General features: G+C 38.9%; 12 protein-coding genes and 1 tRNA gene. 11 read left to right on the top strand and 2 right to left on the bottom strand.

All coding sequences use genetic code 11. The features are described from left to right. Position 1 precedes the first annotated feature (1 nt). Both IGK77_RS12180 and upp read left to right on the top strand, forming a co-directional pair. The gene (locus IGK77_RS12180; RefSeq protein WP_074799420.1) at positions 2-943 is read left to right on the top strand and encodes an alpha/beta hydrolase; all 942 of its coding nucleotides are present in this window, start codon (positions 2-4) and stop codon (positions 941-943) included. A 216-nt stretch (positions 944-1159) separates the two neighbouring features. Beyond that, entirely contained in the window at positions 1160-1789 is a 630-nt protein-coding gene (gene upp / locus IGK77_RS12175; protein WP_010736621.1) for a uracil phosphoribosyltransferase, read from the top strand. A gap of 99 nt (positions 1790-1888) precedes the next feature. On the opposite strand, the gene IGK77_RS12170 is transcribed toward upp, so the two are convergent. Further along, complete coding sequence (locus IGK77_RS12170; RefSeq protein WP_019723878.1) at positions 1889-2131, bottom strand: hypothetical protein; 243 nt, start codon at positions 2129-2131, stop codon at positions 1889-1891. A 121-nt stretch (positions 2132-2252) separates the two neighbouring features. On the opposite strand from IGK77_RS12170, the gene IGK77_RS12165 reads away from it, so the two are divergent. From IGK77_RS12165 to IGK77_RS12145, 5 genes are all read left to right on the top strand, one after another. Beyond that, positions 2253-2325 (top strand) — tRNA-Thr (locus IGK77_RS12165). 468 nt (positions 2326-2793) lie between these two features. After that, the gene (locus IGK77_RS12160) at positions 2794-3504 is read left to right on the top strand and encodes a glucosamine-6-phosphate deaminase (protein WP_074799421.1); all 711 of its coding nucleotides are present in this window, start codon (positions 2794-2796) and stop codon (positions 3502-3504) included. 191 nt (positions 3505-3695) lie between these two features. Then, a complete protein-coding gene (locus IGK77_RS12155) occupies positions 3696-4487 on the top strand; it encodes a MurR/RpiR family transcriptional regulator (protein ID WP_074799422.1) in 792 nt (263 codons plus the stop codon). A gap of 90 nt (positions 4488-4577) precedes the next feature. After that, positions 4578-6146: a maltose/glucose-specific PTS transporter subunit IIBC gene (gene malX / locus IGK77_RS12150; protein ID WP_074799423.1), complete on the top strand. Its 1569-nt coding sequence runs from the start codon at positions 4578-4580 to the stop codon at positions 6144-6146. A gap of 19 nt (positions 6147-6165) precedes the next feature. Beyond that, entirely contained in the window at positions 6166-7326 is a 1161-nt protein-coding gene (locus IGK77_RS12145; protein ID WP_074799424.1) for a MalY/PatB family protein, read from the top strand. Positions 7327-7866: 540 nt separating this feature from the next. On the opposite strand, the gene IGK77_RS12140 is transcribed toward IGK77_RS12145, so the two are convergent. Then, complete coding sequence (locus IGK77_RS12140) at positions 7867-8775, bottom strand: ArsR/SmtB family transcription factor (RefSeq protein WP_074799425.1); 909 nt, start codon at positions 8773-8775, stop codon at positions 7867-7869. A 245-nt stretch (positions 8776-9020) separates the two neighbouring features. Between IGK77_RS12140 and IGK77_RS12135 the strand changes: the two genes are divergently transcribed. From IGK77_RS12135 to IGK77_RS12120, 4 genes are all read left to right on the top strand, one after another. After that, positions 9021-10262 carry an extracellular solute-binding protein gene (locus IGK77_RS12135; RefSeq protein ID WP_074799426.1) on the top strand — a complete coding sequence of 414 codons (1242 nt, stop codon included), beginning with the start codon at positions 9021-9023 and terminating at the stop codon, positions 10260-10262. 158 nt (positions 10263-10420) lie between these two features. Further along, positions 10421-11296, top strand: a complete 876-nt coding sequence (locus tag IGK77_RS12130; protein WP_065097048.1) for a carbohydrate ABC transporter permease — start codon at positions 10421-10423, stop codon at positions 11294-11296. A gap of 11 nt (positions 11297-11307) precedes the next feature. Further along, positions 11308-12141, top strand: a complete 834-nt coding sequence (locus tag IGK77_RS12125) for a carbohydrate ABC transporter permease (protein WP_074799427.1) — start codon at positions 11308-11310, stop codon at positions 12139-12141. Between the two features lie 20 nt (positions 12142-12161). Then, complete coding sequence (locus IGK77_RS12120; RefSeq protein ID WP_074799428.1) at positions 12162-13955, top strand: glycoside hydrolase family 2 protein; 1794 nt, start codon at positions 12162-12164, stop codon at positions 13953-13955. The last annotated feature ends 27 nt before the right edge of the window (positions 13956-13982 follow it).

Below are 13982 nucleotides of genomic sequence, written 5' to 3'. Positions count from 1 at the left end.
TATGACTGATCGAATTTCATTAGAAAAAGAAGCAATTGAGTTTAGTGATGCTAATGCACCGCACCCGCGTATCTATGAATTACCTCCGGAAGAAGGGCGTGATCTTCTAGAAGAAGTTCAAAGTTCTTCTGTGGAAAAATTACCTGTGGATATCGAGGATTTGAAAATGGATACCAATGATTGGGGACAAATCAATGTGCGTTTTATCCGTCCTGAAGGAAATGTAGAAAAATTACCTGTCATTTTTTATATACATGGTGCTGGTTGGGTATTTGGTAGTGCTAAAACACATGACAAATTGATTCGGGAATTGGCTGTTCGTACAAATTCGATCGTGATTTTTCCTGAGTATAGTCGTTCACCAGAAGCAAAATATCCTACTGCCATCGAGCAAAACTACGCGATTTTGCAAAAACTTGCGGAGCTTTCTGAGTCTAAAGGCTTGGATCTTGAAAACTTGACAGTCGCTGGGGATTCCGTAGGTGGGAATATGGCAACGGTGATGACGATCCTTACAAAGCAACGTCAAGGATTACCAATCAAAAAACAATTACTATACTATCCTGTAACTGATGCAAATTTCGATACAGATTCTTATAACCAATTTGCAGAGAATTACTTCTTAACAAAAGAAGGGATGCAATGGTTCTGGGATCAGTATACGACAGATGAAAAGAAACGAGCAGAAATCACTGCTTCACCTCTACGTGCAAGTAAAGAAGAATTGACAGGTTTACCGCCTGCAATGATTTTGACTGGTGAAGCGGACGTGTTAAGAGATGAAGGAGAAGCCTATGCTAGAAAACTTCGTGAAGCTGGTGTGGAAGTTACGCAAGTACGTTTCCAAGGGATCATCCATGATTTTATCATGGTAAATGCGATGGACCAAACCAATGCGACACGAGCAGCAATGACTCTTTCCACAGAATGGCTAAAAAACTAGTTGTTTTTTGTCATCTTTATCCATTAATAAATTAGAAAAATAACAAAAAACGTCTGATTTTCAGGCGTTTTTGTTATTTTTTGCTGATTTTAAAAAGAACACCGCTTTGTTTTTTTATTTCTTTGATTTTCTTTAGGAAAATGACGGGTTAGACTAGTCAAGTCAGTGATTTTGTTTTACAATTAAAAAGAAACGAGAGAAAAAGGAGACAAAAAAATGGGCAAATTTCAAGTAATCGACCATCCATTGATCCAACACAAATTAACGATTATTCGCGACAAAAATTGTGGTACAAAAGTTTTCCGTGAGGTTGTTGATGAAATCGCTATGCTGATGGCATATGAAGTATCACGTGATATGCCACTTGAAGACATTGTCATCGAAACACCGATCACAGAAACAACACAAAAAACATTGTCTGGTAAAAAAGTAGCCATTATCCCAATCTTGCGCGCAGGTATTGGAATGGTTGACGGAATCTTAGAATTGATCCCAGCAGCTAAAGTCGGCCACATCGGATTATACAGAGATGAAGAAACATTGGCACCGCACGAGTATTTCGTTAAATTACCGGAAGATATCGACGCACGTCAATTATTCGTAGTTGATCCAATGTTAGCGACAGGTGGCTCAGCGATCATGGCGATCGATGCTCTGAAAGCACGTGGCGCTTCAAACATTAAATTTGTTTGCCTTGTTGCAGCTCCAGAAGGTGTTAAAGCCTTACAAGAAGCACATCCAGATATTGATATCTATACTGCTTCATTAGATGAAAAATTAAACGACAAAGGCTATATCGTTCCTGGTCTAGGCGATGCCGGCGACCGTTTATTTGGTACTAAATAGGAAAAATGAGCTATACAAAAAAATCTGGGGTCTTCCCAGATTTTTTTTATTTCATTCAGCCAAAATAAAAACCATCCACTTGATGGATGGTTGAAAAAACTAAATCTTACTCATATCTTTGTAATTGATAATGACGACGCCTTTACTTTGGGTCATCAAATCGGCATTCTCATTAGTTTCATCAATTGCAACAACAGCAGAGTTTTTCAATTGCTTGGAAATCGTTCCGGTTTGCGTTTTTCCGTGAATCATAAAGGTAACATGTGTATCAGTGGTAAATTTTTCTCCAAATTCTGACGGTTCGACCTTTGTTTCAAATTTTCCAAAAGTTGCCATTTTCATAAAACCTGCCTTTCATCTATAATTATAGCACATTTTTTGAAAAAAATCATGAAAGTAGAAAAATCTTCCACATTACCCCTTTACATTTCTTAACATAACGACTATAATTTCTCTTGGAAACGCCAGCTTAGCTCAGTTGGTAGAGCAACGCACTCGTAACGCGTAGGTCACAGGTTCGATCCCTGCAGCTGGCATACTAGATAAACGCCGTCATAACAAGGTTTATACCGAGATATTGACGGTGTTTTTTTAATAGTTTTCGTTTTCGTGGGCAGAAACGTGGGCAGAGATTTTAAAAAATGGAAAAATAAGTAACAAGTAGATATTGGACTAGGATAGAAAATAATCACTTACGCTCTTTATTTTTTTGAAATTAGGTTAGAATTATTAATAAACGACAATTTATTGACAGTAGTTTTTTTAGTGATAAAATTTAGATAATCATAAAGAAGAGTTGCTGTGCGGCTAACCAAAAGAGTCTGTCATTTATTTGATAGACTCTTTTGTGTTATAAGGAAGAGAAATCTTTGAAATTACTAAGGAAGTTAGAAAAGTAACTAGTATTTCTATTTCGAAATTTTTTTCACATACAAGAAAACGCTATCAAAAACATCCTGACACTGTTACACTTTAACTAAATGAGTGAAAGGAAGTGGACAGCAATGGATTTAGTGATTGCGAAGGATTATGAAACGCTTAGTAAAGTAACGGCGGGGATCGTCTTGGGAAAAATGTTGAAGAAAAAACGAGTGAATTTGTCTTTGACAACAGGAAATTCGCCTAAGATGGCCTACGAGATTTTAGTGGAGACGCTTAGTAAATTACAGATGGATACATCGATGATCCATTATTATAATTTTGATGAAGTGGCATTAAAGGACAAGCAGTATGGTCTGACTATGTCAGGGCTGAAAGAAGCCCTTTATGATCCTATCGGGGTCGCTACTGAAAATATCCATGAACTGACTATTGATAATTATCAAGATGTGGATAAACGAATGGCGCAAGCGGGTGGCTTGGATTTAGTTTTGATGGGGCTTGGGGAAGATGGTCATTTTTGTGGAAACATGCCTGGATATACGGACTTTAGTAAGGAGACTTATAGCATTCCGGTCATTCCAGGAGATCAGATGTATGAATCGTTAAAAGAACATCTGGGAGAAGAACCTGGTGATTACTTTGTGACATTTGGGCCAAAGACGGTCATGGCAGCGAAACAGTTAGTATTGATCGTTAACGGGGAGCATAAAGCAGAGATCATCAAACAAGTGATCGAAGGTCCAGTAACAGAGGAGATTCCTGCATCGATCTTGATGACTCATCCCGATATCACAGTGATTTTAGATGAAGCAGCTGCAAAATTATTAAAATAAATAGTCATATCAATGGATTGTTTCAAAGAACAACACAGAATCCACGAAAATCATATTACCGATTTTTGTGGATTTTTTTGTATGTCTGAATTTATCTGTAGACTCGTTTTTCATCGCGTTCTCCGGTAGAATAGATAAGAAAACAGACCATATCGTTCATTGGCGAAAAACTGCCAGAATAGGAGAAAGAGATGAATCAATTCTATAAGAGAATCCAATATAAATTTTCTGAATTAAATCAAGTGGAAAAAAATATCTTAGATTATTGTTTGCATCAATCAAGAAAAGTTTCCTCCATGACAGCCGAAGAATTAGCGAGTGAAACATTTACCAGCCAATCGACTATCACTCGAATGGCAAAAAAGCTTGGCTTTAAAGGATTTCAAGAATTTAAGTTTGCCCTTAAAAGTTATCGGTCATTAGAAGAAACGAGTGATTCTACTGATGTGTCGGATGAATTCAAACCATTGATCAATGAAATCCTTCGTCAGTTTACGGAGACGTTAGAAAAAATCGAACCGAAACAAATCGATCGCGCAGTCCATATGATTAAAGAAGCACAACGTATTGAACTGTTTGCTGTAGGGCAAAGTATCCCGGTCGCTGTTTCCCTGAATCGAAAATTGCATTTTCTTGGTAAAAATGTGGGGCATTCAACCGATTGGGACGAATTGCTAGCAGTGAGTAAACAACTAGGAGAAGGAGATCTTGCTATTTTTATTAGTCATAGTGGGGAAACATTAGGAATGCTCGATTATGCTAAACGACTAAAGGAGCGAAATGTTCCTCTGCTGTCTTTTATTGGTCAACCGGCAAGTTCTTTAGAAGAATTGTCGACGGTCGCATTTATTGCAGAAATGTTGACGATCTATCATCAGAATATTGATTTGAGTCCAAGAGTTTCAATGGATATCTTGTTAGATATTTTGATGATCCATTATGCGAAACAAGTCACTTCTCAGAATGGAGATTCTAATTTATGAATGCCCATTCTATATGGACAGGAAGTATTGTAACCACCTTTGTCATCGCTTACATTTTAAGGGTAAGAAATAGAGTAAGGGGGAAAAGGGATGCAAAAAGGGAACAAAGCAAGTTGGATGGAGATCTTTCAAGGGTTAGGCAAAACGTTCATGTTACCAGTCGCACTGTTAGCTTTCATGGGATTGTTCTTAGGAATCGGGAGTGCGTTCTCCGCTGAATCAGCAATTACTGCTTTTCCATTTTTAGGTGCTGCTTGGCTACAGGTGATATTTCGTTTTATGTCGACGATCGGAGGGTTTGCTTTTAGCTATTTACCTGTGATGTTTGCCATGGCGATACCTTTAGGCTTAGCTCGTAAAGAAAAAGGCGTGGCTGCTTTTTCAGGATTTGTTGGGTATGTAGTGATGCAATTATCGATCAATTTTTATTTGCAAGAAACGAATCAATTGGCTGCAAGTGAACAATTACGTGAAGCTGGTCAAGAAATGGTTTTTGGTATCCAAACATTATCCATGGGTGTTCTGGGAGGGATCATTGTCGGGCTGATCGTTTATCAGCTCCATACGCGATTCTATCAATTCCAATTACCAGATAGTTTTGCCTTTTTTTCAGGGACACGTTTTGTACCCATCATTACTTCAGTAACTTTAGCAATCGTTGGCGTGTTGATTCCGATGGTTTGGCCACTTTTTGCCATGTTGATCACTGGGATCGGAAATTTGATCCAACGCTCTGGTGCATTTGGCCCGTTCTTATTCGGTTCTGGAGAACGACTCTTATTGCCATTTGGCTTACATCATATTTTAGTATCGATGATCCGGTTTACAGAAGCTGGAGGAAGTCAGGTCATCAATGGGCAAGAAGTCTTTGGCGCACTAAATATTTTTTATAATGAATTGCAACAAGGATTGGCGATTTCACCTAGCGCCACTGCTTTTCTTTCACAAGGGAAAATGCCGACATTCATGTTTGGCCTTCCCGCAGCGGCTTTAGTGATGTATCAAACCGCAAAGCCAGAGAATCGTGCAAAAATAAAAGGATTATTGATTTCAGGTGTGATTGCGACTTTTGTAACAGGAATCACTGAACCAATCGAATTTCTCTTCTTATTTGTCAGTCCTCTATTATGGGGATTCCATGTGTTGATGACTGGTGCCGGATTTATGGTCATGAGTTTGTTGGGCGTAACGATTGGGAATACTGATGGCGGAATCTTAGATTTTATTATTTTCGGGGTCATGCAAGGGACTTATACTAAATGGTGGTTGGTTTTACTTGTGGGTGCTTGTTGGTTTGGTATCTATTACTTTACATTTAAAACGGTGATTTTACGCAAAAACTTAAAGACCCCTGGACGTGAAGAAATGACAGCTGAGACAGAATATACAGACGAAGAAGTAACGTATAAAGGAAAAGGCACAGTTGATGCACGAGGAATCTTGGCTGCTTTAGGTGGTGCTGAAAATATTACTTCTTTAGATAATTGCATCACACGTCTAAGGTTAGTCGTGAATGACGGTTCGATCGTTGATGATGACCGACTGAAAAAATTAGGTGCATTAGGCGTGGTCCATTTGGATGATACGAATGTACAAGTCATTATAGGAACAAAAGTGACTACTGTTAGAAATCAACTGGATGACATCTTGTCGTTCTGAAATCGGGAGAGTGTAGAAGATGTCTTTCAATGAACAAATTGATCGTAAAGGGACGTATTGTACGCAATGGGATTATATTGAAGACCGCTTCGGTAAAAATGATCTCTTGCCATTTACGATTTCTGATACAGATTTTAAAGTACCAACAGGCGTCGAAGCTGCGCTACAAGAAAGGTTAAGACATCCAATTTTTGGCTATACTCGTTGGAATCACACAGATTTCAAATCAGCAGTCACCCACTGGTACAAAGAACGTTTTGGACACCAGATCGACGAGGACTGGTTGGTTTACAGTCCTTCCGTCATCTATAGCATCAAGCAACTGATTTGTTTATTAAGTAAACCCGGAGAAGGTGTGATTATCCAAACGCCTGCTTATGATGCCTTTTATAAACTGATTGCTGGGAATGGACGTAAACTGGTAAGCAATGAATTGATTTATCAAGAAGGTGCCTATCAATTGGATTTTGAGGACTTGAGGCGCCAATTTGAGCAACCCGAGAATAAAATTTTGCTATTGTGTAGTCCCCACAATCCAACAGGTAGAGTGTGGACCAAAAAAGAATTAGTAAACATCATCGAGCTTGCCCAAAAAAACGAAGTGTTCATTATTTCGGATGAGATCCACATGGATATTCTCAGAAAGGGACAACACCATCAACCACTGACGGAATTGATCCAAAAAAATGTCGCAGTCGTCACATCAGGAAGTAAAACATTTAATTTTCCTGGATTGATTTTTTCTTACGGATTGATTCCAGATTCGTCCTTGCGCCAGCGGTTTTTACGACAGATGAAAGAAGCTGATGGCCTCGGTTCCACGAGTGTTTTTGGATTAGTTGCTACGATTTCGGCGTATGAAAAAGAAAGCAACTGGGTCACTGAACTCAACCACTATATAGATGATAATATTGCTTTTGTCACTGCGTACCTCAAACGACATCATCCAGAAATCATCGTGACCAAAAGCGAAGCCACCTACTTGATGTGGCTCGATTGCGCCCGCCTCCCTTTTACTATGGAAGAACTTCAGCAACGAATGATCGAACGAGGCAAGGTTGCAATCATGTCAGGCGAAGTGTATGGGAAAGCTAGTCACAATTTTTTGCGATTGAACGTGGGATGCCCACGTAAGAAATTGGAAGAAGGATTGCGGCGATTGACGGAGAGTTTGGGGTAGATAGGATAGTAACAAATACAAATAAATGGAACTTAGTATAATAAACGAGATAAAAAGTTAAAGGTAAGCGGGTATCTGGCTTATGTTTAGAAGTTCACGCGAATAGCTTATATGTATAGGTTCAAGAAGTTGAAAAAATATGGAGAAAGTGCGTTTCCTGAAAAAAGGAGCGCACTTTTTGGCATCCATGATGAAATAAAGAAACTAGAACAAGGAAGTCGTTACCTATCAGAGGAACTAGATTTATAAAAAGATTCAGGACTTCTTGAACCCAAACAAGAAGTCCTGTTTCTATTCTTAAAAGAACATAAATGAAGGGTTTGCCAAGCATTGGTCGTTTCAAGCAATAGAATTGGCTAGGAGAGATCATCTACATTCTTTTAATTAACCGTTTATTCGGTTTAGGTGGTGCAAGACAGGCACGTTTCATCGTTAATATACATTTAATAAGTAGATATTTTTTTTATTTTATCTCGGCTTGTTAGGTCAGTTCTGATCACTTTGCTGAGTCCTTTTTTTGTTGGATAAAGAAAAAATAGGTCATTCAGATACGTAAAAATTAAACAATAAATCTTGAGGATAGTTCCCCCAACGATCGCCGAAGATAGTCAAACCACCAGCATTTTCAGCAGTAGCAGGCGCAGCGATTTTAAAGGTGAAAAAGTCACTATGATCTAAGTCGATTTCATTAAGGTTGTGATCTGTTAATTTCTCTCCATCGAGGGAAGTGTCATAGCGATTGATGCGTAAATGCTTAAGTAATCCATATTGACTAAATTCATCGATCCACCATTTCGGAGTCAAGGAACCTCTAACATCTGAAAAGTTCCCTGGAATGGTGTATTTACCAATGCAGTGGTTGTTTAAGTAAAATGAAAGATCACTTGGCCAATAGTTATTAGAAATTGGGAACTCAGAAGCGATTTCCATGCTGATTTCCAGTAACTCGATTTTTTCACCAGTTTTCAAAGGATTTGGGATTTTGTATTCTAGAAAACCGTTATTTAGCCAGATAATACTCGCATCAACACGATCTTGGTCAAGAAAAGATTTAGGATCGTCTAATGCGCCAATTAATTGATCTTTCGTCGCCATACCGCAGGAAGGCTTAGCTTCAAAATCGGTAAAGTGGCCTATTTTCACTGATTGGGAGGTTAAATTCATTTGCGGAAACACTTTTGCGGGGAAATTGATATTGATGAAATCAGTTTTTAGAGATAAGTATTTTTTCTTCCAGTCTTGCCCCGATCCTTTTTCTGTTTTGATCAACTGTGCTTGTTCAAGTTTTCGGATGTGCTTTGTCATCAAAGCATTGCTGATCGCTAATTTTTGCCCAATTTCACTGATGCTTTTCTTACTATCTCCTAATTCTCTTAAAATCGCTAAGCGAGTTTCATTTGCGAGTGCTTCGTAGATCGGTAAAGATGCTTTCGTTAAATCCAATTCCATAGCTATCACCTCGTTATACTAATTAGTTTAATGAAAAGATGGATTAATTATATCACATGCTTTTGGATTTACAAAATTGTAAAATGATGGAATTTACCATAATAAGCTTGCTGAAATAATATTGACAGCGCTTTATTTTTATAGTAACTTTACGGTGTAAACATTGATAGACGATAGTCTAACAATTATGTTTATTGATAATCAGGTATCATTTTACTTTTTAGTTAAATAAAGGGGTGTGGAAATTGAAAGTAAAAAAATTAATTGTTTTAGTAGGAACAAGCTTATTATGTACGTTGTTGTTAGCTGCTTGTGGTGGAAGTAATAGTTCAAGCAATGATTCGGAAATTTTGCTTTGGTCTTCGACGACGGGACCGGACGGTGAAAAAATCCAAAAAACGGTTGATCAATACAATAAAACAAATCCAGACTTTAAAGTAAAGTTAGTTAGTATGCAAGGTGACACCTTTACTTCGAAGTTGACGACTGCTGGAAAATCTGGCAAAGGCGTCCCAGATTTAGCTTTGATCGCATCGGAAGCTTTACCCACGTATAAGAACCAAGAGATGCTTGAGACTTGGGATGACATGATCGAAGGAACTGAATTGACACGTGGAAATTATGTAGAAGCTGCTTGGGATACTGGTGTGGTGGAGGATAGTCAATATGGGATTCCAGCAACGATGGGTTCGTGGGTGATGTATTACAACCAAGATTTGGTGGATAAATATGTTCCAGGAGCGTTGGATGATGGCGTAGTGACATATGAAGAAATCAGACAGGCTGGGGAAAAAGCAAAAGCAGATGGTATTTATAGTTTTGGCTATACATGGGGCATGCAAAATTATTCTAATCTTTACCAGCAAATGGGTGGAGAATGGCAAGATGCACAAGGAAACATCACTATCGATAATGATATTTCTTACAATGCCGTCCAAGAGTTTAAAACGCTATATGATGCCGGTTATATGGTCCCAGATGGCGAAGATGCAAACAAACTTTTTGCAAATCAACAGCTGATTTTTCTTCCAGAAGGAACATGGATGTTAAGTAATATGGAAGGAATAAGTGACTTCACTTGGGGTCAGACATTTACTCCGCAATGGGATGCTGAACATATCGTTCAAGGTTCAGGCGTCGATCAGTTTGCGATGCTTAAAACGAGCGAAGAACGTTCGGATGAAAAGAAAAGTGGTATGATCGACTTTCTCACTTGGTTACAAGCAAACCAACTAGAGTGGGTCAAATCAGGCGCAAATCCAACTTCCTTAGCAATGCTAGACAATGAAGAATATGTGGAGATGCCACAATCATTCTTGTTGAAAACAGAAAAAGGACAAGCGGCAATTTCTGTCAACACGGTGGATGGCTTATCTTACATTTTTAGTGAATATGATAATCGTTCATGGGATATGATCACAGGAAAAGCAGATATCCAAACAACTTTTGGTGAGATCCAAAAAGTCGTAGAAGAAAAGATGAAATAATATTTTCACTTGGAGACTGTGGCAGAAGGAAGGGTGACCGTAAAAAGAATTCAGTCGGTTTTTTGATGGGCTAGGAATTCTGATGGGTAGGCTAAAATGCTGTCACAGTCGTTTCTTGTTGAAGGGTTGACTAGAAATACAGAGAAGGATGTGTATTGATGAAAAAAAGATTAAATGCCTGGCCAGTCGTTTTTATTGGTCCGCATATGCTCCTTTTTCTTTTATTCTTTTTAGTTCCGGCAGTTATTGGAATTTATGTTTCTTTTACTGAATGGGATTTGTTCAGTACGCCGATTTTTATCGGATTTGATAATTTTAAAACGATTTTATTTGATCAAGACTCGTTATATCATACGCAATTTTTTAATGGAATGAAAAATACGCTGTTTTTTGCGGCAATCTCAGTCCCACTATGTATCGCGATCCCTTTATTGTTAGCAGTTGCGTTGTCTACTAAACCAAAATTGATGCGTTTTTTTCAATCGATTCTTTATTTGCCTACATTATTTGCAATCTCTGCGGTCATGATCATTTGGGGATTTCTTTTGAGTAAATCATTCGGACCGATCAAAGAAGTATTCGGCATTGATATCAATTTTGTGGGCACTCAACCATGGGCTTGGATCGCTATTTTGATCGTGACGATTTGGTGGACATTAGGTGGGAATCTGATTATTTATGTGGCTGCATTAAATGGCGTCTCAAAAGAACAGTTAGAAGCAGCGGAATTAGATGGTGCGAATAGTGTGACTAAATTTTTCCGTATTTCTTTACCTAGTATTCGCAACCAACTCATCTTTACAACGGTCATGACGACCATCGCTCAGTTTAATATCTATGGTCAGCCACTAATGTTGACAGGAGGCGGACCCAATAATTCCACTCGGGTGTTGATGATGTATATCCAAGAAAATGCCTTTGGTAGTAGCACCTCGGTTGCAGGCATTTCTTCAGCGATGGCCATTCTATTAGGTTTTGTGATCATGGCAGTTTCGATTGTGCAATTTCTGGTCATCAAAAAAATGGAAAGATAGGAGGGAAGAAGATGCGAGAAAACAAACTAGGGAAAAGGATTGCCTTTATTTTACTAGCAATCGTGTGCGTCATTTGGATCTTTCCTTTGATATGGGCGATTTTCACCTCATTTAAATCAGAGGCAGAGATTCAAAAGGTTGGGTTCAGTTTGATTCCACAAGATTGGACACTTGCTAACTTTTTGAGCTTGTTACAGGGCAATGATTCTTCTCCTGTGTTCCGCTGGTTTGTGAATTCCATGATTATTTCAACTTCACATACCCTATTAGTTATGGTGATCGTCTCGTTTGCGGCCTATGGCTATACACGACTCACCTTTAAGGGAAGAGATGTTATTTTTGCTTTATTGTTAGGAACCATGATGTTTCCCGGAGTGGTCAATTTGATCCCGAATTTCAAAATCGTTGATACTCTAGGTTGGACAAATACATTTCTAGCAGTCATCGTACCTGGAGCAGCAGGTGTTTATAACATTTTCCTCGTTCGACAGTTCATTTTAGGAATTCCCAAAGAATTGGATGAATCGGCTGTGATCGATGGGGCAAATGAGTTTCAAATTTTTTATTATATCATTTTACCGCTGATCAAACCTGTATTGACTGTGGTTGCATTGTTTAGTTTTACTGGCTCATGGAATGACTTCTTGTGGCCATCGATCGTGATCAACGATATTGATAAATTACCGATCACACCGGGGCTGCAATTGCTGCAAGGTCAATACATGACCTATCCGGGAATTGGAACTGCTGGCGCAATCTTGGCTTTGATTCCTACCTTTTTATTGTATTTGGTAGCGCAAAAGAGCTTTATGGCGTCGATGTCGTTGCAAAGTGGTATAAAATAATTTGTTTTTTTGGAGGAAATATGATTAGAGAAGAATACCCGAGACCGCAATTTGAGAGAGAGAATTGGTTAAGCTTAAATGGTGAATGGCAATTTGCCTTTGATGACCAAAATCGTGGTCTGAAAGAAAAGTGGTACACAAATGAAGCAAATTATGCTTACAAGATCAATGTTCCTTTTGTCTATCAAAGTGCATTAAGTGGCATTGATCAGCGAGAAGTTCATGATGTTGTATGGTATTATCGGACTTTCAATGTACAGGTTCCTGAAGAAAGCCGTGTCCTTTTGCATTTTGGTGCAGTGGACTATGAGGCAGATGTATTTGTCAATGGACATCATGTGAAAAATCATTGCGGAGGGCACACCTCTTTTGATATCGACATTACGGATGCTCTTGTGGTGGGAGAAGAACAGATACTAAGTGTGCGAGCATTCGATCCGCATTTTGATGAAAGCATTCCACGTGGGAAACAATTTTGGAAAGAAGAATCAGCAGGGATCTGGTACACAAACTCAACGGGGATCTGGCAGCCGGTCTGGCTAGAAGTAGTTGCTGCGACCCACTTGCAACAAGTGAAATTTACTAGTGATTTTGATGCTGGCGCCGTGATGATCGATGTTGAATTGAATCAGTTAAAGCCACATTTAGTGTTAGAATATCAAATCTATTTTAAAGATGCTTTAGTCATCAGTGGGGCTGCAGAGTTTGTGACTTCTAAGTTAAGTTTTGCAGTCGATATTTTTCAACAACAAATTTTCCGGACCAATTTTCATCACGAGGGCTGGTCTTGGACGCCCGAAAATCCGCAATTATTCGATGTGGAATTGACTCTTAGGGAAGCTGGAAATGCGATTGATCAATTAAAAAGTTACTTTGGTATGCGTAAAATACAGACAAAAAATGGCATGATCTACTTAAACAACAAACCTTACTATCAGAAGTTGGTTCTCGATCAAGGTTATTGGCCTAATGGCTTGTTGACTGCCCCTACGGATGAGGCATTTAAACAAGATATCTTATTAGCAAAAGAAATGGGTTTTAACGGTTGTCGTAAACACCAAAAAACAGAAGACCCGCGCTTTTTATACTGGGCAGATAAATTGGGATTTCTGGTTTGGGGCGAGTGTGCAGCACCGGCGATCTATACCGATCTTTCTGTCATGCGCTTGATGCAGGAGTGGGCAGAGATCATTACTCGTGACTATAGCCATCCTTCGATCGTCACTTGGGTACCGATCAACGAGAGCTGGGGTGTACCAAAAATCTCTTTTGATCGCCAACAACAGCATTTTTCTCAAGCAATGTATCACTTCATCCATTCACTAGACCAGCAACGATTGGTTATTTCAAATGATGGTTGGGCGATGACGGAGACAGATATTTGTGCGATCCATAATTATGCTCATGGACAAGAATCCGAAAGGCAAAAATATCTTTACTTTAAAGACAGTCTCAGTACGAGAGAAAAATTGGTGAATCGAGTATCAACACCATGGCCGATTTTCGCTGGAGGATTTTCTTATCAGGATCAGCCTATTTTATTAACCGAGTTTGGCGGTATTGGCTTTGATGTTTCTGGGCAACCAGGTTGGGGTTATACCTCAGTGGAGAATAAACAAGATTTCTTGAAGGATTATCAACGAATAATGACGGCTGTTTATGATTCTGTCGGACTTTGGGGGTATTGCTATACCCAATTGACAGATGTCGAGCAAGAAATCAATGGGTTACTGACCTATGACCGACAACCGAAAGTTGATTTAGTAGCTATTAAAGAAATCAATGATCAGTTCCATCCAACGCAGGTGGAATAATCCGATTGATGTGGAAAGGGGCGATGT

Source organism: Enterococcus sp. DIV0806c (assembly GCF_051710905.1).
GTDB lineage: Bacteria > Bacillota > Bacilli > Lactobacillales > Enterococcaceae > Enterococcus_B > Enterococcus_B mundtii.
This window is presented reverse-complemented; position numbering and strand designations above follow the sequence as displayed.

Bases quoted from the DNA above. Each gene is read 5' to 3' on its own strand.
- IGK77_RS12125 (WP_074799427.1), top strand. From the start codon at position 11,308: ATGCGAGAAAACAAACTAGGGAAAAGGATTGCCTTTATTTTACTAGCA.
- IGK77_RS12145 (WP_074799424.1), top strand. From the start codon at position 6,166: ATGTCTTTCAATGAACAAATTGATCGTAAAGGGACGTATTGTACGCAA.
- IGK77_RS12170 (WP_019723878.1), bottom strand. From the start codon at position 2,131: ATGAAAATGGCAACTTTTGGAAAATTTGAAACAAAGGTCGAACCGTCA.
- malX (WP_074799423.1), top strand. From the start codon at position 4,578: ATGCAAAAAGGGAACAAAGCAAGTTGGATGGAGATCTTTCAAGGGTTA.
- IGK77_RS12160 (WP_074799421.1), top strand. From the start codon at position 2,794: ATGGATTTAGTGATTGCGAAGGATTATGAAACGCTTAGTAAAGTAACG.
- IGK77_RS12180 (WP_074799420.1), top strand. From the start codon at position 2: ATGACTGATCGAATTTCATTAGAAAAAGAAGCAATTGAGTTTAGTGAT.
- upp (WP_010736621.1), top strand. From the start codon at position 1,160: ATGGGCAAATTTCAAGTAATCGACCATCCATTGATCCAACACAAATTA.
- IGK77_RS12140 (WP_074799425.1), bottom strand. From the start codon at position 8,775: ATGGAATTGGATTTAACGAAAGCATCTTTACCGATCTACGAAGCACTC.
- IGK77_RS12155 (WP_074799422.1), top strand. From the start codon at position 3,696: ATGAATCAATTCTATAAGAGAATCCAATATAAATTTTCTGAATTAAAT.
- IGK77_RS12130 (WP_065097048.1), top strand. From the start codon at position 10,421: ATGAAAAAAAGATTAAATGCCTGGCCAGTCGTTTTTATTGGTCCGCAT.
- IGK77_RS12120 (WP_074799428.1), top strand. From the start codon at position 12,162: ATGATTAGAGAAGAATACCCGAGACCGCAATTTGAGAGAGAGAATTGG.